General features: G+C 54.8%; 18 protein-coding genes. 11 read left to right on the top strand and 7 right to left on the bottom strand.

All coding sequences use genetic code 11. The features are described 5' to 3' along the window. Positions 1-53: 53 nt before the first annotated feature. Both K6123_RS00280 and smrA read right to left on the bottom strand, forming a co-directional pair. Positions 54-620, bottom strand: a complete 567-nt coding sequence (locus K6123_RS00280; RefSeq protein ID WP_221792986.1) for a DJ-1/PfpI family protein — start codon at positions 618-620, stop codon at positions 54-56. 226 nt (positions 621-846) lie between these two features. Then, positions 847-1,431 carry a DNA endonuclease SmrA gene (gene smrA, locus K6123_RS00275; RefSeq protein ID WP_221792984.1) on the bottom strand — a complete coding sequence of 195 codons (585 nt, stop codon included), beginning with the start codon at positions 1,429-1,431 and terminating at the stop codon, positions 847-849. Positions 1,432-1,703: 272 nt separating this feature from the next. Between smrA and K6123_RS00270 the strand changes: the two genes are divergently transcribed. Beyond that, positions 1,704-2,363, top strand: coding sequence for a hypothetical protein (locus tag K6123_RS00270; RefSeq protein WP_221792983.1), 660 nt, complete (start codon positions 1,704-1,706; stop codon positions 2,361-2,363). Positions 2,364-2,474: 111 nt separating this feature from the next. Here K6123_RS00270 and K6123_RS00265 read toward each other — a convergent pair whose 3' ends face one another. Together K6123_RS00265 and K6123_RS00260 are read right to left on the bottom strand one after the other, a co-directional pair. After that, positions 2,475-3,197 carry a DUF481 domain-containing protein gene (locus tag K6123_RS00265; RefSeq protein ID WP_221792980.1) on the bottom strand — a complete coding sequence of 241 codons (723 nt, stop codon included), beginning with the start codon at positions 3,195-3,197 and terminating at the stop codon, positions 2,475-2,477. Positions 3,198-3,332: 135 nt separating this feature from the next. Further along, positions 3,333-3,548, bottom strand: coding sequence for a DUF2798 domain-containing protein (locus K6123_RS00260; protein ID WP_343223933.1), 216 nt, complete (start codon positions 3,546-3,548; stop codon positions 3,333-3,335). A 259-nt stretch (positions 3,549-3,807) separates the two neighbouring features. Here K6123_RS00260 and K6123_RS00255 point away from each other — a divergent pair, with 259 nt between their 5' ends. Next, positions 3,808-5,232: a polyhydroxyalkanoate depolymerase gene (locus tag K6123_RS00255; RefSeq protein WP_221792978.1), complete on the top strand. Its 1,425-nt coding sequence runs from the start codon at positions 3,808-3,810 to the stop codon at positions 5,230-5,232. A gap of 144 nt (positions 5,233-5,376) precedes the next feature. Then, positions 5,377-6,570: an MFS transporter gene (locus K6123_RS00250; protein WP_221792976.1), complete on the top strand. Its 1,194-nt coding sequence runs from the start codon at positions 5,377-5,379 to the stop codon at positions 6,568-6,570. Positions 6,571-6,639: 69 nt separating this feature from the next. Here the strand turns inward: K6123_RS00250 and K6123_RS00245 are convergent, their stop codons facing one another. Both K6123_RS00245 and K6123_RS00240 read right to left on the bottom strand, forming a co-directional pair. Further along, on the bottom strand, positions 6,640-7,818 hold the full coding sequence (locus K6123_RS00245) for an acetyl-CoA C-acetyltransferase (protein WP_221792974.1): 1,179 nt from the start codon (positions 7,816-7,818) through the stop codon (positions 6,640-6,642). Positions 7,819-7,993: 175 nt separating this feature from the next. Beyond that, a complete protein-coding gene (locus K6123_RS00240) occupies positions 7,994-8,500 on the bottom strand; it encodes a MarR family winged helix-turn-helix transcriptional regulator (RefSeq protein ID WP_221792972.1) in 507 nt (168 codons plus the stop codon). A 326-nt stretch (positions 8,501-8,826) separates the two neighbouring features. On the opposite strand from K6123_RS00240, the gene ectA reads away from it, so the two are divergent. The 7 genes from ectA to K6123_RS00205 all read left to right on the top strand — a co-directional run bounded on the left by ectA (position 8,827) and on the right by K6123_RS00205 (position 18,416). Beyond that, complete coding sequence (gene ectA, locus K6123_RS00235; RefSeq protein WP_221792970.1) at positions 8,827-9,357, top strand: diaminobutyrate acetyltransferase; 531 nt, start codon at positions 8,827-8,829, stop codon at positions 9,355-9,357. A 96-nt stretch (positions 9,358-9,453) separates the two neighbouring features. After that, complete coding sequence (ectB, locus tag K6123_RS00230) at positions 9,454-10,719, top strand: diaminobutyrate--2-oxoglutarate transaminase (protein ID WP_221792969.1); 1,266 nt, start codon at positions 9,454-9,456, stop codon at positions 10,717-10,719. Between the two features lie 104 nt (positions 10,720-10,823). Continuing rightward, on the top strand, positions 10,824-11,222 hold the full coding sequence (locus tag K6123_RS00225; RefSeq protein WP_221792968.1) for an ectoine synthase: 399 nt from the start codon (positions 10,824-10,826) through the stop codon (positions 11,220-11,222). A 63-nt stretch (positions 11,223-11,285) separates the two neighbouring features. Next, positions 11,286-12,746 carry an aspartate kinase gene (locus K6123_RS00220; RefSeq protein ID WP_221792967.1) on the top strand — a complete coding sequence of 487 codons (1,461 nt, stop codon included), beginning with the start codon at positions 11,286-11,288 and terminating at the stop codon, positions 12,744-12,746. Continuing rightward, positions 12,722-13,666 (top strand): TPR end-of-group domain-containing protein, encoded by a 945-nt coding sequence (locus tag K6123_RS00215; RefSeq protein WP_221792966.1) that lies wholly within the window; start codon positions 12,722-12,724, stop codon positions 13,664-13,666. The genes K6123_RS00220 and K6123_RS00215 overlap by 25 nt, the downstream gene beginning before the upstream one ends. 182 nt (positions 13,667-13,848) lie before the next feature. After that, the gene (locus K6123_RS00210) at positions 13,849-17,235 is read left to right on the top strand and encodes a hypothetical protein (RefSeq protein WP_221792965.1); all 3,387 of its coding nucleotides are present in this window, start codon (positions 13,849-13,851) and stop codon (positions 17,233-17,235) included. Positions 17,236-17,312: 77 nt separating this feature from the next. Then, entirely contained in the window at positions 17,313-18,416 is a 1,104-nt protein-coding gene (locus K6123_RS00205; RefSeq protein WP_221792964.1) for a hypothetical protein, read from the top strand. Between the two features lie 10 nt (positions 18,417-18,426). Here the strand turns inward: K6123_RS00205 and K6123_RS00200 are convergent, their stop codons facing one another. Next, complete coding sequence (locus K6123_RS00200) at positions 18,427-19,401, bottom strand: carbohydrate kinase family protein (RefSeq protein ID WP_221792963.1); 975 nt, start codon at positions 19,399-19,401, stop codon at positions 18,427-18,429. 92 nt (positions 19,402-19,493) lie between these two features. Between K6123_RS00200 and K6123_RS00195 the strand changes: the two genes are divergently transcribed. Further along, entirely contained in the window at positions 19,494-20,858 is a 1,365-nt protein-coding gene (locus K6123_RS00195) for an ABC transporter substrate-binding protein (protein ID WP_221792962.1), read from the top strand. Positions 20,859-20,919 lie beyond the last annotated feature (61 nt).

The following is a 20,919-nucleotide window of genomic DNA, read 5'->3' as shown; positions in this document are numbered from 1 at the left end:
CCACAGAGCCATCAGCCGCAGCCGGGGTAAACGGGATTGTAGGGAATTGGCGCTCAGATGTTTGCCAACAGTTGGTTGAATTGAGCCAACCATGCGGGGTGAGCCGGCCAGGCTGGCGCAGTCACCAGATTGCCGTCGGTCACTGCCGAGGTGACTTCAATGTCAGCGTAGAGGCCGCCAGCCAGCGTTACTTCCGGCGCACAGGCAGGGTAGGCAGATACCCGCCGTTCACGAATCACATCGGCAGCTGCCAATAATTGGGCACCATGGCACACAGCCGCAATCGGTTTGTTGCTGCTGTGGAAGTGTTTGACCATCTCAATTACGGTAGCGTTGAGGCGCAGATATTCCGGCGCACGGCCGCCTGGAATCAGCAGTGCATCGTATTGGCTGGCGTCAGTGTCGGCAAAACTGGCGTTGAGAATAAAGTTATGGCCGGGCTTTTCGCTGTAGGTCTGGTCGCCTTCAAAGTCGTGAATGGCGGTGCGGACAGCCTCACCGGTTTGCTTGTCCGGGCAGATCACATCAACGCTGTGGCCAACCATTTGCAGTGCCTGAAACGGCACCATCAGTTCGTAGTCCTCAACGTAATCGCCAGCAATAATTAATACCTTGGCCATGGTGTGCTCCTTACTCGTGTTATCAGATTGGGTTCCCGAAGACTCGGGGGAGTGACCTGAAACAGTGTGAAAGGCGGGCGCAGGTTATGGGTAACAGCGGGTTACTACATGTTGGCAGGGCAGGATGCTGGCAGGGAATGTGGCAGCACCATCTGGCTGGCGGGTTAGTCAGATGGGTTGGAATGTCTGGAGCGTGGAATAGCCGGGGAGTGGAACCGCAGCCGTTTTACAAACGGCCCTTGCTGAATTGCTCGCGAGCTTCCTGCTTCTTGCGCTCGCTTTTGCGTAGCAGCACATAAAAAGCACCAGCGCCGCCATGTTGAGGCTGCGCCGTATGGTAAGCCTGGACTTCATCCAGCTGCTCCAGCCAGTGCACCAAATAACTCTTGATCACCGCCGGGTCGCCTTCGTTACGGTCGCCCTTGCCGGGCAGTACCATCACGCTGCGGATATCATGTTCCATACAGTCATGCACAAAGCGAAACAGCTGGCGGCGGGCTTCTTCCACGGTGCGGCGGTGCAGGTCAAGACGTGCTTCCATGGCGTATTTGCCGAGTCGCAGCTTGCGGAATACACCGTCCTGAATCCCCGGCCGCTTGAAACCTACCACATCGTGGGGGCCAATGCGTTTGACCTCTGTGGTGTGCAGATGGTTGGGGTCTACGCGAGGTGTGTCATCTGTGGCTGCCAGGCGTCGAGCCTCTTGTGAGGCCAGTCGAATATCTCCTTTCCGAAGGGCGACTGTCGACCTGGTCTGCAGCGGCTTGACGTCCTGCATCTCCTGATAAAAATCGTCTTCGAAATCACTCATCACTAACATCTCATCATTCACCGGCTGACTATGATAACCAGCTTGCCGGTTTGAAAGAAAATTCCGCCGCTCACCCGATCAGGTGATGCCGGACACTTCTTTGCTGACTATAACGAATATAGCAATGAGAGGTCAGCTGCTTTGCGCTACAGTCCTCGCTGACAAAAACCATCCCTGACAGGGGTTTTATGAAACGAATCAAGTTGGTCCTGGTATGCCTCTGCTGCTTGTTCAGCCTTGAGGTCATGGCGTTTGAAGGACGCCCCAGGGTTATGGACTGGACTGAACTGTTGCAGTTGAGCAAAAGTCAGCAGACCCGCATTGAGCGGATTGAAACCGACTATCAGCAGCGCTTCGTGAAGCTGCGGGAAAACCTTGGCCCAGGCTGGGGCGAAAGTTTTGATGAACAGCGCTGGCTGAAAGAACGCACCGCCACCCGTGATTTATCTGCTTCCATGCGGATCGAGCTGCAATCGGTGCTGACAACAGAGCAACGTCAGCAAGCAGATCAGATTGTGCAGGATTTCCACAGTCGGGCCACCGCTGACCTGATTGCCCGTATGGTGCGGGGCGTGAATCTTTCGCCAGACCAGCAGCAGCAGTTGCAGGGACTTTCTGACGAACTGATCAAGCAGTTCAGCTGGCCGGTTGACCACAGCCAGATTGAAGCAGGCCGGGTTGGGGTTGAGAGGGCCTTGAGCGAAGTGCTGACCAGTGAACAGCTGGCACAGGTACAGCAGCGTAAACAGCAGCAACGACGCAGCTGGCCCAAACTCGACGACATGATGGGCTCACCTTTCCATGGCAGCGATATGCCTCCGCCTCCGGACGATCGTGACGGCAACCCCGGACGCCCGCCGGAGGATTGTGGTCCACCAGATGACCCGGATTCTCCCTGTCGGCCACCGGAATTCCAGCAGCAGGGTGAATAACGCCACCCTGTTGTGTGCGGCAATAGAACCCAATAAAAAACCAGCCATCAGGCTGGTTTTTTATTGGCCGTCTTTTTACTTTTTAATGGTGTAGCGCGCTGCAAGCGGCTATCAAAAGCTGTAGACCAGAGTCACACCGAATTCGGTATCGGTGGTTTTGTTGCCTTCCGGTACCTTGTCGACGTAGCTGACGGTATAGGTCAATTTGGTCGCCAATGAGCCGTTAAGCTGGCTTTTGAGACCGGTCTCGCTGGTGTAGGTACTGTTCTCCTGACCCAGTTCAGCGGTCAGGTTTTGCATGAAAAAGGTGCCCTTGTTTATATTCCAGTGGTAATCGGCCACCAGGCGGGCAATCCCTTCATCCTCAATCACATTGGTGTCTTCCACTTTGTTGCGGCTGTAACCAGGGCCAGCCTCGAGCGACAACTCGTGCTTTTCATTCTTGATGAGGCGGTAGCCATAACCAACCGAGGCGCTGCTTTGGTAGACAAAACCGGAAAAGCGGGCGCGCTCTTGCTGGGCGTGAATGGCGATATAGGAACGCTCACTGAGCTTGCGGTCAAACTGCATTGAGGCAAAGTAGGTTTCCTTTGAAGCGTCGCCGTCTTCGCGGCTGGTGAGTGCGGTCAGCTTGTAATTTGAATCCCACTGGATGCCCTTGCGGGCAGCGCCAAATTTGGCATTGAGGCTGCTGGTGTCGGTATTGCCTGAGGTTGCAATAGTGCCCAGCTCGGCAAAGCCTTGCCAGAACGGTGGCTGTTTGGGGGCTTCATCAGATGCCTGTGCGGCTGCCGCAGCGGTGAGCAGGGATACCAACAGAACCTGGTGTTTCATGACTGTCTCCATCAAGTAGGGCTGAGTATGACCAGACTACATGCGTAAATCGGGCCAAATAGTTGCAAGTATGAGTTCGTTGACCGCTAGCTGCAAAAGTTCGCGCCCGATGGTGGCGGATTAATATGGCAGCCGTTAGCGCGACAGCCGTTGTGCCAGCTTGAGGATGGCTGGGCCAGTGCTGAATGCGATTACAAACGCTGGTGGCCAGGCGAGGCTCCAGGCTTTCATCCACAAACCAAAGAAGTGGCTGCTGTAGCCCAGATTGATGTAGGTGATCCAGCAGGTCATCAGCAGACTGAGAATGCCGGACATCAGTGCGCTGTGGATAAGTCTCAGTTTCAAATGCATGGTGACTCCACATGGGGGCTGAAAAAACGCGCAGAATAGCCAGTTTGGCAGTCAGTGATAACGGAGCATCAGTAGACGGACTGTTGCGGTTTGGCTGCAGAAGCCTGATGTCTTGTTATGAATAGCGGGCTAATTTTCAATTCAACGGATTTGTCCACTTTTTATACGATTTAGACCTAAAGTGGCCTCATACAGCCAATCCTTAATCTGTTAGGCTTATTTATCCAGACAGCCAAGGTGAAAGCGAGGGATCACTATCATGCTGTACAACATCAATGCGCAAATTATGGAATCGCTCCGTCCGGTTCATGTGATGGCACGCATGACCCGGCAGTTTCTTTATCAGCCAACCAACCCGCTCAACTACAGCTGGACCTATCGCACCATGCGGGCGTCGATGGAGCTGGTCGAGCGTATTACCGATTTCTATGAAGAACCGGCCTGGGGGCTTGATTCCACTGAGATCGATGGCCGTGAAGTGGCCATCAGCTATGAAGTTATCCAAAGCAAACCCTACTGCAACCTGCTGCATTTCAAACGTGAAAAGGCTGGTTTGCTGCAGCCGAAAGTACTGATGATTGCGCCCATGTCTGGCCACTTTGCCACGCTGCTGCGCGGTACGGTGAATGAATTCCTGCCCGATCATGAGGTGTACATTACCGACTGGAAAAACGCTCGTGATGTGCCAATGGCCGATGGCACCTTCCATTTTGACGACTATGTCGACTATTTGATTGATTTCCTCCAGACCCTGGGGCCGGATGTTCATGTGATGGCGGTTTGCCAGCCCTGTGTACCGGCACTGGTCGCCGCAGCCCTGATGGCCATGCATAACGACCCCTGTTTGCCAGCCAGCATGACCCTGATGGGCGGCCCGATTGATGTTCGTATCAACCCGACCGGTGTCAATGACTACGCTTCCGGCAAGGATCTGGAATGGTTTGAGGACAACGTCATCATGCGGGTGCCGCGTGGCTTTGCTGGCCGTGGTCAGCTGGTCTATCCGGGTTTTATCCAGCTCTCCGGCTTTATGTCGATGAACTGGGATACTCACATGAGCAAGCACTTCAAGTTCTTCACCGACCTGGTCAAGGGGGATGGCGAAAGCGCCGAAGGTCATCGCTTGTTCTACAACGAATACCTGGCTGTGATGGACATGCCAGCACATTATTACCTCGACACCATTCGCAAGGTATTCCTGGAACAGGCTCTGCCAAAAGGTGAAATGGAACATCGTGGTCACCCGGTTGATCTGACCGCGATCACGGATATGTCGATCATGACCATCGAAGGCGAACTGGACGACATCACTGGTCGTGGCCAGACTGCTTGCGCGCTGGATATCTGCTCCGGTATTCCTGCCGACCGCAAACGCCATCTGGAAGCCGAGGGTGTGGGTCACTACGGTATCTTTAACGGTCGCCGTTTCCGCGAAATGATTGCACCGCAAATCAAGGAGTTTATGGCGGCTGCGCCCGTGTCCGGCCATGAGAGTAAAATAGCGCTTCCAGCGGTCGTTGCCGCTCCAGCAGAGCCAAAGAAAGCCGCTGTAAGTCCTCCGGAGCCGGTGTCTGCGCTGGTGAAACCCGGCCAGCCTGCGGCCCCGGCTCCTCGAAAACGCAGTAGTCGGGCAACCAAGGGCGCGGCATCAACCCCGGCAACAGACAAGGATACGCCCTCCTGATTCGCTCGCCAGCAGGATCTGCATTGATGGTTGATCCTGCTGGTCTCCGGCTGCCCTGATACTCAGCTTTTTGTTTTTCAATCCGCTATGCAAGATTCCAGAGACCTATCCGATAACAGCCCGGCAGTAAGCCGAAATTTTATCGTGCTCTTGCTCGCCCGATGCTTCACTTTGCTCGGCGATGCCCTTATCAACCCCAAGGTTACCCTGCCATGGATATTGTCATCACTGGGTGCTCCGGCCGTTTTCAGTGGCTGGTTGTCGCCGCTGCGAGAATCCGGCTCACTGTTACCACAGGTCTTTATCGCTGCCTGGGTTCGCCGCTACACCTTGCGTCGAGGCCTCTGGATTCTTGGTAGCCTGTTGCAAGCCGCCTGTGTGATCGCGTTGTTGGTGATTGTGCTGCTATTGGAAGGAGCTCAGGCAGGTTGGGCTATGCTGCTGACCATGGTTACCTTCAGTCTGGCACGAGGCTTGTGTTCGGTCATTTCCAAGGATGTGGTGGGCAAGGTGATTCCAGTCGAGCGACGAGGTTCCCTGAATGGCTGGTCGGCTTCTCTGGCGGGTTTTATGACCTTGCTACTGGCATTTCTATTGTGGTTTCTGCCTGCCAGCCAATCGGTTTATTTAACGGGCCTGGGGTTGGCAATCGCCTGTTGGGTGCTGGCTGCGGTGATTTTCCATCAGGTTGATGAACCCGTCGGTGAGGCGGATCAAACGGATACCCGGTTATCGACGTTATTTCGGCCGTTGTCTTTTATTTGGCGTGATGCGTTGCTGCGGCGTTTTGTACTGGCTCGCACGTTGTTGTTGTGTTCCGCCTTGTCGACACCCTTTTACGTGATGCTGGCTCAGCAGCTGGACAGCTCTGGGGGGCTTACCTTGTTGGCGCTGCTGATGGCGGGCAGTGGTCTCGCGAGCCTGTTGTCTGGCTACCTTTGGGGAGAGCTGGCAAACAATTCGAGTCGTCGGGTAATGATGATTGCTACCTTGCTGGTATCTGTTACCGGTTTGTTTCTGGGAGTGGTGAGCTGGCTGCATCACACGTGGCTGTCGGTCGGCTGGTTTGTTCCGCTGCTCTATTTTGTGGTTTGTCTGGCTCATGAAGGCGTGCGCACCGGCCGTAAAACCTATCTGGTCAATATGGCGACAGGTAATCGTCGAACGGATTATGTATCGGCCTCCAATAGCTGGATCGGCCTAATGTTACTGCTGGTTGGCAGTGTCGGAGGTTTGGTCGGTTGGATTGGACTGGAGGGGGTAATTGTCGTGCTGTCGTTTTTGGGGCTGGCGGGTGTGGCGGTGAGTTGGACCTTGCCTGAGGTCGAGGCTGGCTGACAATTCAATAATGATCAGAAAGCCAACCCGAAAGTTGGCTTTCTGTATCCAGGGTTTGGCCAGGGCAAATCAGCGTTCAATTGCCAGCGCAACACCCATGCCGCCACCGATACACAGGGTGGCCAGGCCTTTCTTGGCATCCTGGCGGATCATTTCGTGCAGCAGGGTTACCAGAATACGCGCGCCGGACGCACCAATCGGGTGACCCAGAGCAATCGCACCGCCATTGACGTTGATCTTGTCGACATCCCAGCCCAGGCCCTTGTTAACCGACAGCGCCTGTACTGCGAAGGCTTCGTTGGCTTCGACCAGATCCAGATCAGAGATTTCCCAACCGGCTTTTTCCAGACACAGTTTGGTGGCCGGGATTGGACCAGTACCCATGATTTTTGGGCTCACACCCGCGTTGGCGTAGGCCTTGATGGTCGCCAGAATCGGCAGACCCAGTTCCTCAGCTTTGGCACGGCTGGCCAGCATCACAGCTGCTGCACCATCGTTGAGGGAAGAAGCGTTACCAGCGGTCACGGTACCGTCGCGCTTGAAGGCGGCGCGCATGGCTGCCAGTTTTTCAACTGTGATACCGGCGCGCGGGTTTTCGTCGGTGTCGAAAACGATTGGGTCGCCCTTGCGCTGTGGGATTTCAACCGCTGTGATTTCGTCCTTGAACTTGCCGGACTCAATCGCGGCAATGGCCTTGGCCTGGGAAGCAGCGGCGAATGCATCCTGCTCTTCGCGGGTAATGCCGTACTCTTCTGCGATGTTTTCTGCCGTGATACCCATGTGGTAATCGTTGAAGGCATCCCACAGACCGTCCTTGACCATGGTGTCGACCATGCTCCAGTCACCCATACGCTGACCGTTACGGGAGTTTGGCAATACGTGAGGAGCGTTGGACATGGATTCCTGACCACCGGCGATGATCAGCTGGGCATCACCACAGGCAATTGCCTGAGCGGCCAGGTGCAGTGCCTTGAGGCCTGAACCACAAACCTTGTTGATGGTCATGGCCGGGGTGGTTTCAGCCAGACCGGCCTTGATAACCGATTGACGGGCCGGGTTCTGACCACAGCCTGCGGCCAGTACCTGACCGAGAATAACTTCATCTACCTGATCCGCAGCGACACCGGTTTTTTCCATCAAGGCCTGAATTACCTTGGTGCCGAGCTCTACCGCCTGAAGACTTGCCAGTGAGCCACCAAAAGTGCCAATGGCGGTTCGGGTTGCTGCAACAATTACTACTTCGGTCATGGATTCTCTCCGTCCTGGGTTGGTTCATCCGCACCGAAAGGAGTAACACAGCAGGCGTGACAAGTGTATGACCAAGCGCACTATGTTACACATCTGCACGACAATCCGATCAGTGCTGTCCCGTTATGATGCGTTGTGTAAATCAGGGTTCACTCGGTCCGTGGCTGAAGTCTGTTCAGCTGTCACTATTGTCGACAGTCGGTGTGCTGTTGGCACGATCAAGGGCGCCGACGTCGAGTACCGGGGAAGCATCAATATGCTGGGCATCCATCATCTGGGCGACTCGTTCCAGCGAGCTGAGAATCATGGTCTGTTCCCATTCCTGCAGATCCTGAAACTGGCGGATAAAGCTTTCCTGCAACGGTCGCGGGGCGCTCTTTAATACTTCATAGGCTTCGTCTGTCAGTCGCAGGTAAACCTTGCGTTTGTCCAAGGTGCCGCGTTCCCGCAATACGTAGTGACGTTTTTCCAGCCGATCAATAATGGTGGTGACGGTGGCCTGTGACAGGCTGACTTTTTTGGCGACTTCGCCAACCGTCATGTCGTCGTTGTGTCGCAGGGTTTGCAGGATCAGCAGCTGCGGGGCGGTCAGCCCGGAGGTTTTGCTCAGCTGCTTGGAGTGAAGGTCGGTAGCGCGAATGATGCGGCGCAGTGCTACCAGTACCTCGTCGTAGCGTTTCATTGTATCTGTTTGGCCTGCTGAAAAGTTCGTCACCATTTTACTGCCTGGAGCATCGTTAGAGTAGTAATCAATTTGGACGAGAGCTGGTATCGGCTAACACTTGCCTGGTTCTGATATCAGGCTGGCTTTACTGTCTGGTTCACATTTTCTTTGTCTTGAATGTCCAAAATAGTATTTAGGGTTGTAATTAAATTTCGAGCTTGTTAATTTATTTAGTGTACTAACTAAATGACTGGGACGTAATGGTGCCTGCAGGTTTTCATGCTGCTTTTGATCGTGCATGAAAAGCCTGTAAAACAGCTCCGGTACGCGGACCCATTAATAACATGACAGATTCAGACACGAGTTTGGTATCTGAAAATCTTACAGAACGAAAAGATTTTGTTTTCAGGAAACCATCATCAACCGATGGTTCTGCCGTTTTTTGGCTGATTGATCAATGTAAGCCTTTAGACGTCAATTCAATGTACTGCAATCTTCTGCAGTGTTCTCACTTTCGTGATACCGCCATTCTGGCGGAGCAAAATGGCCAGCTGGCCGGATTTGTATCTGGTTATCGGCTGCCTGAACGGCCGGAAGTCTTGTTTGTCTGGCAGCTGGCGGTCGCACCGTCTGCCCGTGGGCAGGGGCTGGCAAGCCAGATGCTGTTGCAGCTGCTGCAACGTCTGGGCGCTGACGTCCGTTATCTCCATACCAGTATCACTCCCTCCAATCTGGCTTCGTGGAACACCTTCCGCAAATTGGCCAGCAGCCTCGACACAGAGCTCAGCACCTCGGTGATGTTCGATCAGCAACAGCACTTTGGTGGCGCTCACGATAGCGAGGAATTACTGGAAATCGGCCCTTTCAGTCTCTGAAACCGATTGCTCCTGCGAGGGAATCCATCACCGGCTCCGTGAATGTCTTGCAAGGCTGCGAGAGCTGGACGAATAACCATTACGAGGAAAAAGCACATGGGTATTTTTAAAGAAATAGAGTCCAACGTTCGAGGTTATTGTCGGTCTTTTCCGGTGGTGTTCCGGGAGGCCCACAATGCCACGCTGATTGATGATGATGGCAAGCAGTACATCGACTTTCTTGGCGGTGCCGGCACGCTTAACTATGGCCACAACAATCCGGCCTTCAAGGATGCGCTGATCGACTATATCCAGCAGGACGGTGTGACCCACGGGCTGGATATGCACACAGAGGCCAAGCGTGATTTTCTGGAGACTTTCCAGCGCAATATCCTCAAGCCGCGCGGCCTCAGCTACAAGGTGCAGTTCACTGGCCCGACCGGCACCAATGCGGTGGAGGCGGCACTCAAGATCGCGCGTAAAAATACTGGCCGCCAGACCATTGTGTCGTTCACCAATGGCTTCCACGGCGTCACCCAGGGTGCTGCTGCCGTCACTGCCAACGGTTATTACAAACAGGCGATTGGTATGCCCCTGCCGGGCGTCCAGTTCATGCCTTACGACGGTTACCTGGGCGACTTCAATACGCTGGAGTATTTCGAAAAGGCGCTGCAGGACGGTTCTTCCGGTCTCGGTCATCCGGCTGCTGTGATTGTTGAATGTATTCAGGGTGAAGGTGGCCTCAACGTGGCTTCCAAAGCCTGGATGCAGGGCCTGCAGAAGCTCTGCCGCAAATACGACATGCTGCTGATTGTGGATGATATCCAGGCTGGCTGTGGCCGCTCCGGCACCTTCTTCAGCTTTGAGGAATTCGATATCCAGCCGGACATAGTCACGCTGTCGAAATCACTGGGTGGTTATGGCCTGCCAATGGCTGTGGTGCTGATGAAAGAGAAGTACGACACCTGGAAGCCGGGTGAACATAACGGCACTTTCCGCGGTAACAACCATGCTTTCGTGACCGCCCGTCGGGCGCTGGAAACCTACTGGGCCGATGACAGTTTCTCCCGTCAGGTCAAACACAAGGCAGAGCTGCTGAAGAAGCGTTTGAATGAAATCCGGGCGCGGGTCGGCGGCGATATCAAACATAAGGGGCGCGGCATTATGCAGGGGCTGGAATTCGCCAATGGCGAGGTCGCTGCCAGCATTACCGAACTGGCGTTCAAACGCGGCCTGGTGATTGAAACCAGTGGTTCTGACGATCAGGTGGTGAAAGTGCTGGCGCCGCTGACGATTGAAGAAGACAAGTTGCTGCGCGGCCTTGAAATCCTCCAGTCCTGCATCGAGGACGTCTTCGAAAGTCGTCTCTCCAAAGCGTCCTGAATCCGCAACGACTGGCCGCCTGAGCCTCTCAATCCCGTCGCGGGCCGGAATGGTCCGTGATTTCTGCACAATTTACTGATTTTCAACCACGTCGAGGTGACAAAATGATTGTTCGTACACTAAAAGATTGTGAAAATTCCAGCCGAAATATTGATGGCGGTACCTGGAAGAGCGTTCGTATGCTGCTGGCCGATGATCAGGTTGGTTTCTCTTTCCACATCACCACCATTTTCAAGGGCACCGAGACGCCGATCTGGTACAAAAACCACTTTGAGTCTGTCTATTGCATCAGCGGTTACGGCGAAATCGAAACCGTTAACGACGGTAAGGTTTATCCAATCGAGCCGGGTACCCTGTATATTCTGGACAAGCACGACCAACACCTGTTGCGCGCCACAACTGAAGACATGCAAATGGCCTGTGTCTTCAACCCTCCTCTGAATGGCAAGGAAATCCACGACGAAGATGGCGCCTACAAGCTGAATGATGAAGCGCTGGCCTGATCGCGGATAGTCCGGGCAGCTTTTGTTATCTCAGCCATCTAAATTTCAGGAGCAAGTGATCTCATGGCACACAGTGTCGAGAAAATCGGCGGAACGTCGATGAGCCAGTACCAACAGGTACTGAACAATATCTGGATGCGCCCACGGGCAGTGGGAGATCAGCCAGCAAGTTTGTATAACCGGATTTTTGTGGTGTCTGCCTACAGCGGCATTACCAACGGTTTGCTGGAGCACAAGAAAACCGGCGAAGCGGGCGTCTATGCGCTGTTTGCCGAGATGGACGAAAGCCGCCCGTGGCAGGGCAAGCTGCAGCAAGTGCTGCAGATGATGCTGGATAAAAACCTCGAGATGTTCGGCCCCGACGGCCTTAATAACGAGATGGTGCGCAAGCGTGCCGACCAGTTTATCGCCGAGCGTATCGAAGATGTGCGTGAATGTCTGGAGCACCTGGAAGCGGTTTGCAGCTTTGGCCACTTCTCGCTGGACGACCACCTGCATCGCGTACGGGAAATGCTCAGTGCCATGGGCGAAGCCCACAGTGCCTACAACTCCGTACTGCTGCTGCGTCAGAACGATGTGAACGCCCGTTTCATCGACTTGACCAACTGGCGTTCAGACAGTCAGCCAACTTTCGAAGACCATATTCTGAAAGCCTTTCAGGGCGTCGATCTGGCCAATGAAATGCCAATTGTGACCGGTTACACCCAGTGCCGTGAAGGCCTGATGCGTACCTACGATCGTGGCTACAGCGAAATTACTTTCAGCAAGATCGCCACCATGACGGACGCGGTTGAAGCGGTTATCCACAAGGAATTCCACCTCAGCACCGCCGACCCGATGCTGGTGGGCGCTGAAAACGTACGCACAATCGGCATGACCAACTTTGATGTTGCCGACCAGCTGGCCAACCTCGGGATGGAAGCGATTCACCCACGGGCTGCGGCAGGTCTGCGCAAGCAGAACATCCGTTTGATTGTGCGTAACACCTTTGAACCGGATCACCGGGGTACCGAAATCCGTCGTGACTATTGCAGTCAGGTGCCAAAAGTGGAAATCATCGCCGGCACCCGCAATGTCTGGGCACTGGAAGTGTTCGACCAGGACATGGTGGGCGACGTCGCCCATGGCCAGAAAATGGCGGATCTGGTGTTTGATGCCGGCATGGCCGTTCTGACCAAGGACTTCAACGCCAACACGGTTACCTACTACATCAAGGGTAACAAGCGACTGGTGAACAGCCTGATGGAGCGTCTGCAGCTGGCCTATCCGATGGCCGAAATCCGGCTCGAGAAACTGGCGCTGGTCAGTGCCATCGGCAGTGATATGAAGGTGCCGGGTCTGTTGCAGTCTGCGGCAGGTGCGCTGTCGGATGCGGGCGTCAACATTCACGCGGTGCACCAGGCGATGCGTCAGGTGGATATGATGTTCCTTGTCAGCGATTCTGACTATAGTGTGGCGGTGAAGGCACTTCACTCACGACTGGTCGAACAGGCAGAGGCATGGCAACAGCAGCAAACCGCGTAAAACCTTCTCGCCGAGCCCGTTTGGGCTCCGTTCTGGTAGCCGTCAGCCTCTGGCTGATGGCGACTCTGGCGGTCGCTGCCGACAGCAGTGACCGTGCTGCTGATGATCAGGCCAGCGCCGATGCCAAGGCCGAACAGACCATCACCCATTTGCAAGAGCCGCTCTATACCGCCTTTACCGAGCGCTACATTCTTGATGAAGTCAAAAACCTGCGGCAGATGTTGGCGGATACCCGGGTTGAGCTGACCGAAAAAATCGTTGATCGCGAAGTGCGGGTGTCTGACCGGGCACTGAGCTATGCCACCGATACCGTGACCTACTTCTTTTATCTGATCGCCGGTGCCTCGACCTTGTTGGTGCTGGTGGGCTGGAACTCGCTACGGGATATCAAGGAACGGGTGGGTGCCTACGCCAACGACGAAATCAAACGCATCACCGATTCCTACGAAGCCCGCCTCGACAAACTTGAGCGCGAGCTGCAAAGCAAATCCCGCCATATCGCGGCAGCGCAGGAAGAAATCGAGCTGACCAACGAGATCCACTCGTTGTGGCTCAAGGCGTCACAGGAAAACAGTCCACAAAGCAAGATTGCCATCTACGACCAGATTCTGGCGTTGCGGCCGGATGATGTCGAAGCGCTGACCTATAAAGCCGATGCCGCGCTGTTACTGGGGCAGGCGCAATGGGCCTGCAGTCTGGCCAACCGGGCACTGGATATTGATCCGGACAACAGCCACGCGCTTTATCAACGGGCCTGTGCCCATGCCGAATCCGGCTTTGTCGACGAAGCCCTGCGGGATCTCGAAGAGGCCATCGCCCGTTCGGAAACCCTGCGACTGCAAGCCAGCGAAGACCCCTCTTTCAGAGCGCTTGAACACAACGAGTTGTTCAACAGTCTGGTAACCCAGAACGTTCGTTGATTCAGAACATCTTTTCAGGTCTTTTCGTAAATTTCCCTCCTTTGGCTGATTGTGCTTCCTGACAATCGGCTTGCCTTTGGCTGTTTTTCAGCCATTATTTATTGCTCTTGTCGACATATCTTTAGGTTATTTGAGTACTAGATAACACAACAATCAGTATTGGTGGTGGGAGAGGGAAGCTTATGAACAAATTCGGTTTGAATCCTTTGGCATTGGCGTTAATGCTGGCTTTGGCTGGTTGTGGCGGCGGAGGTGGCGGCAGTAGCTCAGATTCTGGCGATAACACGGGTGGTGATACCACAGGAGGAGACACTTCTGGTGACGATACTCCCCGTAGCGTTAGCCTGACGGGTCTGGCGGTCAAAGGGATCCTGAAAAATGCTGATATCGCTGTCACCAGTCTGGATGGCCTGACCAGCTACGGCACCACGACCACAAATGCCACTGGCCAATATACTCTGGAAGGTATGGATATTCCGGCCGATGTGCCGATCAAGGTCACCATGACCACCAGCGCCAGTACTGAAGTTAAATGCGATGCGGCTGCTGGTTGTAACTGGAATGACATCCATTATGACTTTGGCATGTTCTACTTCTACAACAATCCTGACTTCAAATTGACCGCGATTCTGCCATCCTATGGTGAAGAAACTGCCAAAACCCTGATGGTGACGCCAGTGACTCACCTGGCAGCAGTCCGTACTGAAGCGGCCTACCCAAGCGGCGCCTCCGCTGCCGAAGTCACAGCCGTTGCCAAGGCAACAGCGACGTTGCTGGGCCTGGATAACATTGATATCGCCAACACTTCACCTGCAGATATTACTGACTCTGCTTCCGCAAGCGCCGACAACGACAGCAAAAAATACGGCGCCATTGTTGCAGCCATAGCGACCGTTGCTACCCAGAAAAATTCTGACATTGCCGATGTGGTAAACAGCCTGGCAGCAGACTACGAAGATGGTGGCGTAGTCAGTAACTCCAGCAGTGATGATACCGTTGACCTGGAAGACATTTTTGCCGGTGCTGGTGATGCTGCCACCACGGCGGGAACCAACCTCGGGGCGACTGGCTCGACCATTGCCGCTGAATATTATCTGGAAGAACTTGAAGCCGGACTGGCGGAAGAAGACGAAGAAGAAGTCGCTGAAATTGTGGTCGAAGACGACACCACAACAGAACTCACGGAAGCAGAGCTGAAGGCAGCCGCCGTTGCTGATGCCATTACTCTGCTTGAAGACCTCAATAACTGGAATGATGCGATTCTGGCGGTTGATGGCGATAGCCTGGTGACCGCGATGACTACCGAAGCGGATGAAACCCAGGCTTTGGTAGAAGCCATGCAGGACACAGCAGATATTTTCCGCGGCTTCCAGGAGCTGGTCGTGGAGAACGATGATATGGGCAATGCCGGTCCAGGCGTGCTGTTCCAGGCAACCAAGGCGATGCTGCAGGCTGCCTCAATGGGTGCCTATATCGTGCAGAACTATGAAAATATCCCCGCCACAGACAATGGCGACGGCACCTACAGCGTGACGGCAAGCGAGCTGCTGGATACTGGTGCTGACCTCAGTATTCTGGACTTCCTTGATGACGACGGTGATGGCCTGGTCGATACCGGTCTGGATGTTACCGCAACCTTCACAACGGCTACTCTGCTCACTGAAACCTATGTCGACTCGATCAGTTTCTCCGGTGAAGGCGTTGGTGCCACCATTGATGCCGGGTCGGAGATGACTGTCTCGGTAACAACAGCAGGCACCATGACCGCCAACATTACCGGCTTCAATATGACTGGTAAGGACAATGGAGAGGATTTCTCGGCAACGGGTGACATAACCGCCGTCTTCGGCACCCTGACAGCCATGCAGGCATTTATTGCTGACGAAGATATCGCTGGCATGGTGTCGCTGGATATTAATCTGACCAGCAGTCTTACCGGTATGTCTGCCCTGGCTGGTGACAGTGACTTTGCACAGGCCACCGCTGTACTGACCAGCAGCTTCAGTGCCAGCAGGGATTCAGACACCTCAACAGACCTCGCAGGCGAACTGGAGTTGGGGGTATCTCTTAACAATGACGCCGGTAACGGTGACAAGATTGAGGGTGCTTTTAGCGCCGGTATCGCCGGTTCTACTACAGACCTGAATTCGCTGGATGAACTCTTTACCATGGATTCCGGCTCCGTCTTGTTCAATGGCGCAGTACAAGCCACCGATTCAGACAGTAATGTGCTGACTTTTGAAGGTGATATTACGGCGTCGCCAATCGTAGTTAATGGTGAAGAAGCTGGTCTTAACGCCAGTCTGGATGGCGTTGCCAAATTGATGAAAGCCAGTGGTTACTACAACCTTTTCGATGGCTCACTGGGTCTTCGTCGTGAAGCTGTGCTGGATGCCAACGGTGAGATAATTGCAGGTGAGGATGGCGGCCCTGTCTATGTGACGAGTGAAGTCTCACTGGCCGGTGATCTGACCGTATCGAATGCCAGCGGAGAAAATACCGCACACTTGTCAGGCTATGCCGGTGCCAACAACCTGCAGGACGTTGCAGCGTTGGCCGGATTTGAAAACGATCCACAATCCATCGAAGAAGGCACTGTGATGGATACCATCACTTTCAGCGGAGCGGATGTCAGCTACAACGACGACAACACCGTTACTATCACTATCCAGAGTGATTACGATGAGACCTTCTCCAGCCTGTTGACCAACTTCGTTGACTACAACTGGACTGCTTATCTGGCTGCCGGCAGCAGTGTCGAAATGCCTTCCCCGGACGGTACGGTGGTGTCGCTGGATAACTGCCTTGATGATGGTAACGGCGGTGCCAACTGCGAAGTAATGGTCGATGGATCCTTTGCTGCGGATATTGCTCTCGCTACTGCCTCGGATGCTGATGATGCAACGGTATGGTGGAGTCAGGTTTCCAATTCTCTCAGCTACTACGAATATGCCTACGCATATATTGGTGTAATCGATCAGGACGGTGCTGAAGCCTGGGTATATGGTAATTCCTACATCTGGCTGGAGGACTTGTTGGCTGGGAATGAAATTACTCTGGATCTGGCAGTGGAATACAGCGATGTGCAAACCGAGAGTGTTGAAACCCGCATTCTGGACGCTGAAACTGCTGAGTCATACCTCGATTTCTCAGTGGCTCTGGAAGCTGATATAGCCGTGCCGGGAGTGGATACTGCCAGTATTCGTCTGGTCGGAGAGCGCAGTGGCATTGATGATGGTATTGGTCTGCTGCGTCTGAACTACGGTGAGCGTCAGGTGACCCTGAACATCGATACCGAAGAGCTGGAAGCAGCCAGTGTCACGAACCTGACCGTTACCAACGGTGATGTGACCATGGCAATCGCGGCAACCTGCGTTGGAGGCGATAATGACGGTGAGAAGATCACCCAGTGCACTGGTGATCTGGAGTTTGCCGGTACTATCAGTTCTGGTGGTTATCAGGTCGGCACGCTGGAAGTGCGTAACGGTATTCCGGTGTTTGTGTTTGATGACGGCAGTCAGTACAACCTGGTGGTAACACCTGAGTTTGTCGTCTCACTGGCGAACTAATCGGTAAGATCAGACAGGACCTGACAGGGAGCTTCGGCTCCCTGTTTTTTTGTTTGGTATATGGGCAGGGAGTATTTATGGGCGCATGGGCACGAGGAATTCAGCCGCTGTTGTTGGCGGGTATAACGGGGCTGTCAGGCTTGGCCTGGGCTCCGTCCTCACTGGCGGCCGACTGGCAGGTGGCGGTTGAACGGGACGTTTATGCCTGGGCCGGGCCAATGGCGGTGGCTGGCCTGATCGACAACTGGAGCGGTTCATTCGAAGATGGTGACGATGGCCTGCTGTGGCTGCAGGATAAAATCAGTGCGGGTTACGGCCCTGTCGTCGTCAGTTATGTACACCGTCATCATGCCGAATACGAGCTGTCGAACCAGCTCGCCAAAGGCTTCTATTATCAGGCCAATGGTATTCAACTGGAGCAGCCTTACAGCGTCACCGATCGGGTACGGGCACGGCATTACGAAGGCGAAGGCATTTCGCTGGCGTGGCAGTTTGAATCGGCGCTTCCGGGTCAGTGGTCGATCACACCATCTGTCACTCAATTGCAGCTGTATCGATTTTTGTGGGGCGAGGTCTCGGGCACTCTCAACTATCAGGACGACGATAACTGGGGCGGTGACCTGTACGTCGATTACGCCTACACCGAAGACAAGATTCCGCCAGCACGCACGCTGGATCAGCGTTCCTATGGCGACTTGTACAGTCTGGATCTGGCCCTGCACTGGGCCTGGCGGTCTTACCAGCTGGATTATCAGGGTTATAACCTGCTGGCTCGCATCGATTGGTCTGAGCTGCCGGTAACCTTTGGTTCAAAGAACTGGCAGTACATCGATGGCCAGCTGACCGCCGATGGCGACTTTCCAGTGATGCAGCGCGAAGGCGAGGTTTTCCGGGTGATGCGACCACCACGATTCCATCAGCTGCATCAGGCACTGGCATTAACCCCGGAACTGGATTTGACCCTCGACAGCTACCTTAACGGCATTCGCAACGGCCATGAAATGGGACTGGCCTGGCAGCCACACAGCATTCGCTGGCAGATCGGTTTTGAGCCGCGCGCCAAAGCCGTGCGACTGGCACTCCAGCATCGCTGGCTGCAGCTGGGGGTTTTGAGCGACAGCCTGGATATTTCCCAAAGTCAGCTGCTGGCCTTGCAGCTGGGGCTCGGCGTCCGTTTCTGAGATGGTGAACTCAAGGCCATTCTGCCAGCTGTTGCTGGTCTGGCATGGCAGCAAAAGCGCCATAATTCCCAGCGGCATAACCACCGCAGCGGGCAGCAAAAAATAATGCCTGCTGCAGGTCGGCTTGATTCTCACAAAACTGCGCCAGCTGATTCGAGCCAATATTCTGGCTGGCGAGCTGGAATAACAGCCCGCCCATAAAAGCATCACCGGCTGCGGTGCTATCAAGGGTGGCTACTTCTGGCGGCAACAGCTCAAAGGGCGGTTGGCCTCGCACAAAACACTGCAGTGGCTGGCTGCCGTCGGTCACGATCAACAAGCGGGTTTGACCTTGCCAGAGCTGATCCAACAGTCCGGTTTCGCTACCCGTTTGCTGCATCCACAGCCATTCTTCCCGACTCATCTTGACCAGCTGGGCACGGCTCAGGAATGGCCGAATACGCTCAATATCGGCTATTCCCGTCGGCCATAAGTTGTGCCTCAGATTGAAATCAAAACTCACTAGCCAGCCGGCTTGTGAAGCCAGCTCAACACCGGCCTGGGTCGCCTGGGTTATCTCCGGATGTGTGAGGGTATTGGAACAAAAATGCAGTATCCCGGTTTGTTCAAACCACTGCGGCTGCCACTCATCGACAGCAAACAGCAGGTCCGCCGAAGGATTGCGGTAAAAGCTGAAAGAGCGTTCGCCAGCCGCGTCCAGCGACACAAATGCCAGCGCGGTATTGGCGTCACTGGTGGATAACAAGCGGCTGGTATCAACACCTGCCTGCTGCATTTGTCGTTGGATAAAGTCGCCGAACATATCCGCTCCGACCTTGCCGACCATCTGTGACTGGCCACCCAGTCGGGCAATCGCCACCGCCACATTGGCGGGTGCGCCACCGGCAAACCGGCTGAAAGACTCGGGTGCATCGGCAGCATCGCCGGGCTGGCGATTCGACAACATATCGATCAGGGCTTCACCAAAACAGATAACAGGCAACATAAACAGCTTCCAAAGCAGGTAAGAGGGCAACTGGCCCGCAGAGCCTGACAATATCTTCTAGACTTGAATAAAAACAAGCGCAGGGGACTGCCATGTCGAAGTCGTGGGTTGCCATATTCAGCGGGTTGCTGACTCTCGCCGTTGCCAGAGCCGAGGCGGCAACCGAGCTGGTGGTGGCAACCGTGAACAACAGCCATATGATCGAGATGCAGAAGCTGTCTTCCTACTTCGAGGCGGCTCATCCGGATATCAAGCTGCGCTGGGTGGTAATGGAGGAAGGCGTACTGCGGCAGCGGGTGACCAACGACGTGGCTTCAGGTGCTGGTCAGTTTGATGTGATGACCATCGGCACCTATGAAGCACCGATCTGGGGTCAGCGCGGCTGGATCATCCCACTGCAGTTCAGCGCCAGCTACGACATTGATGACCTGTTGCCCTCGATCCGCTCGGCGCTGTCGGTGGGTGACCAGCTGGTGGCAGCGCCGTTTTACGGTGAAAGCTCACTGCTGATGTACCGCAAGGACTTGCTCGATGCGCAGGGCTTGCCAATGCCTGAGCGACCAAAGTGGCAATACATTGCGGAAGTGGCGAGCCGGATTCATGACCCCAAAAAAGGCATTTACGGTATTTGTTTGCGTGGCAAACCGGGCTGGGGCGACAACATGGCCCTGTTATCAACCATGGTGAATAGCTGGGGCGGCCAGTGGTTTGATATGAACTGGAAGCCCCAGATCACCAGCCCGCCCTGGCAGCAGGCGGTCAGTTTTTATGTTGAATTGATGAACCAGTACGGCCCGCCAAACGCGTCGGCCAACAGTTTTAATGAGCTGCTGGCGATGTTCAGTGGTGGCCAGTGTGGCATGTGGGTGGATGCCAGTATTGCAGCCTCTTATGTCAGTGATCCGCAACGTTCGCAAGTGGCGGATCAGGTAGCGTTTGCCCAGGCACCGACAGCGGTTACCGATAAGGGAGCCAATTGGCTGTGGTCCTGGGCACTGGCGATTCCGGCCTCCAGCCAGAAGCAGCAAGCAGCGATGGCCTTTGTGCAATGGGCAACGTCCCGGCTTTATATCCGGCTGGTGGGCGAAAAAGCCGGCTGGAGTCATATCCCCACTGGCACCCGCTATTCGACTTACAAGATTCCGGAATTCCTGCAGATTGCCCGTTTTGCCGAAGCCGAGCTGGAAGCCCTCAACAGCGCCAACCCGGACGACAGCACTTTGCCGCCATCGCCGTACCGGGGTGTTCAGATCGTTCCGATCCCGGAATTCCAGACCATAGGTATCGCCGTCGGCCAGCAAATCAGTGCTGCGCTGGCCGGTAAACGCAGCGTGGCGGAAGCACTGGCAACCGGCCAGCGTGCTGCCGAGCGGGAAATGATCCGGCGGGTATTTCAGCCCTACGTAGACAGCCTCAAGGCCAGTGCTGAAGCGGACGGCGATACAACATCGCAATAGTCTGCTTCTGATACGACGGGCAACGCGAAAACAAGACTTTGGAAAGCGGGCTGGCGGGATT

The organism is Oceanobacter mangrovi (genome assembly GCF_019740315.1).
GTDB classification, from domain to species: Bacteria; Pseudomonadota; Gammaproteobacteria; order Pseudomonadales; family Oceanobacteraceae; genus Oceanobacter; species Oceanobacter mangrovi.
The sequence above is the reverse complement of the archived record's forward strand: the minus strand, read 5'-3'. Positions and strand labels throughout refer to the sequence as shown.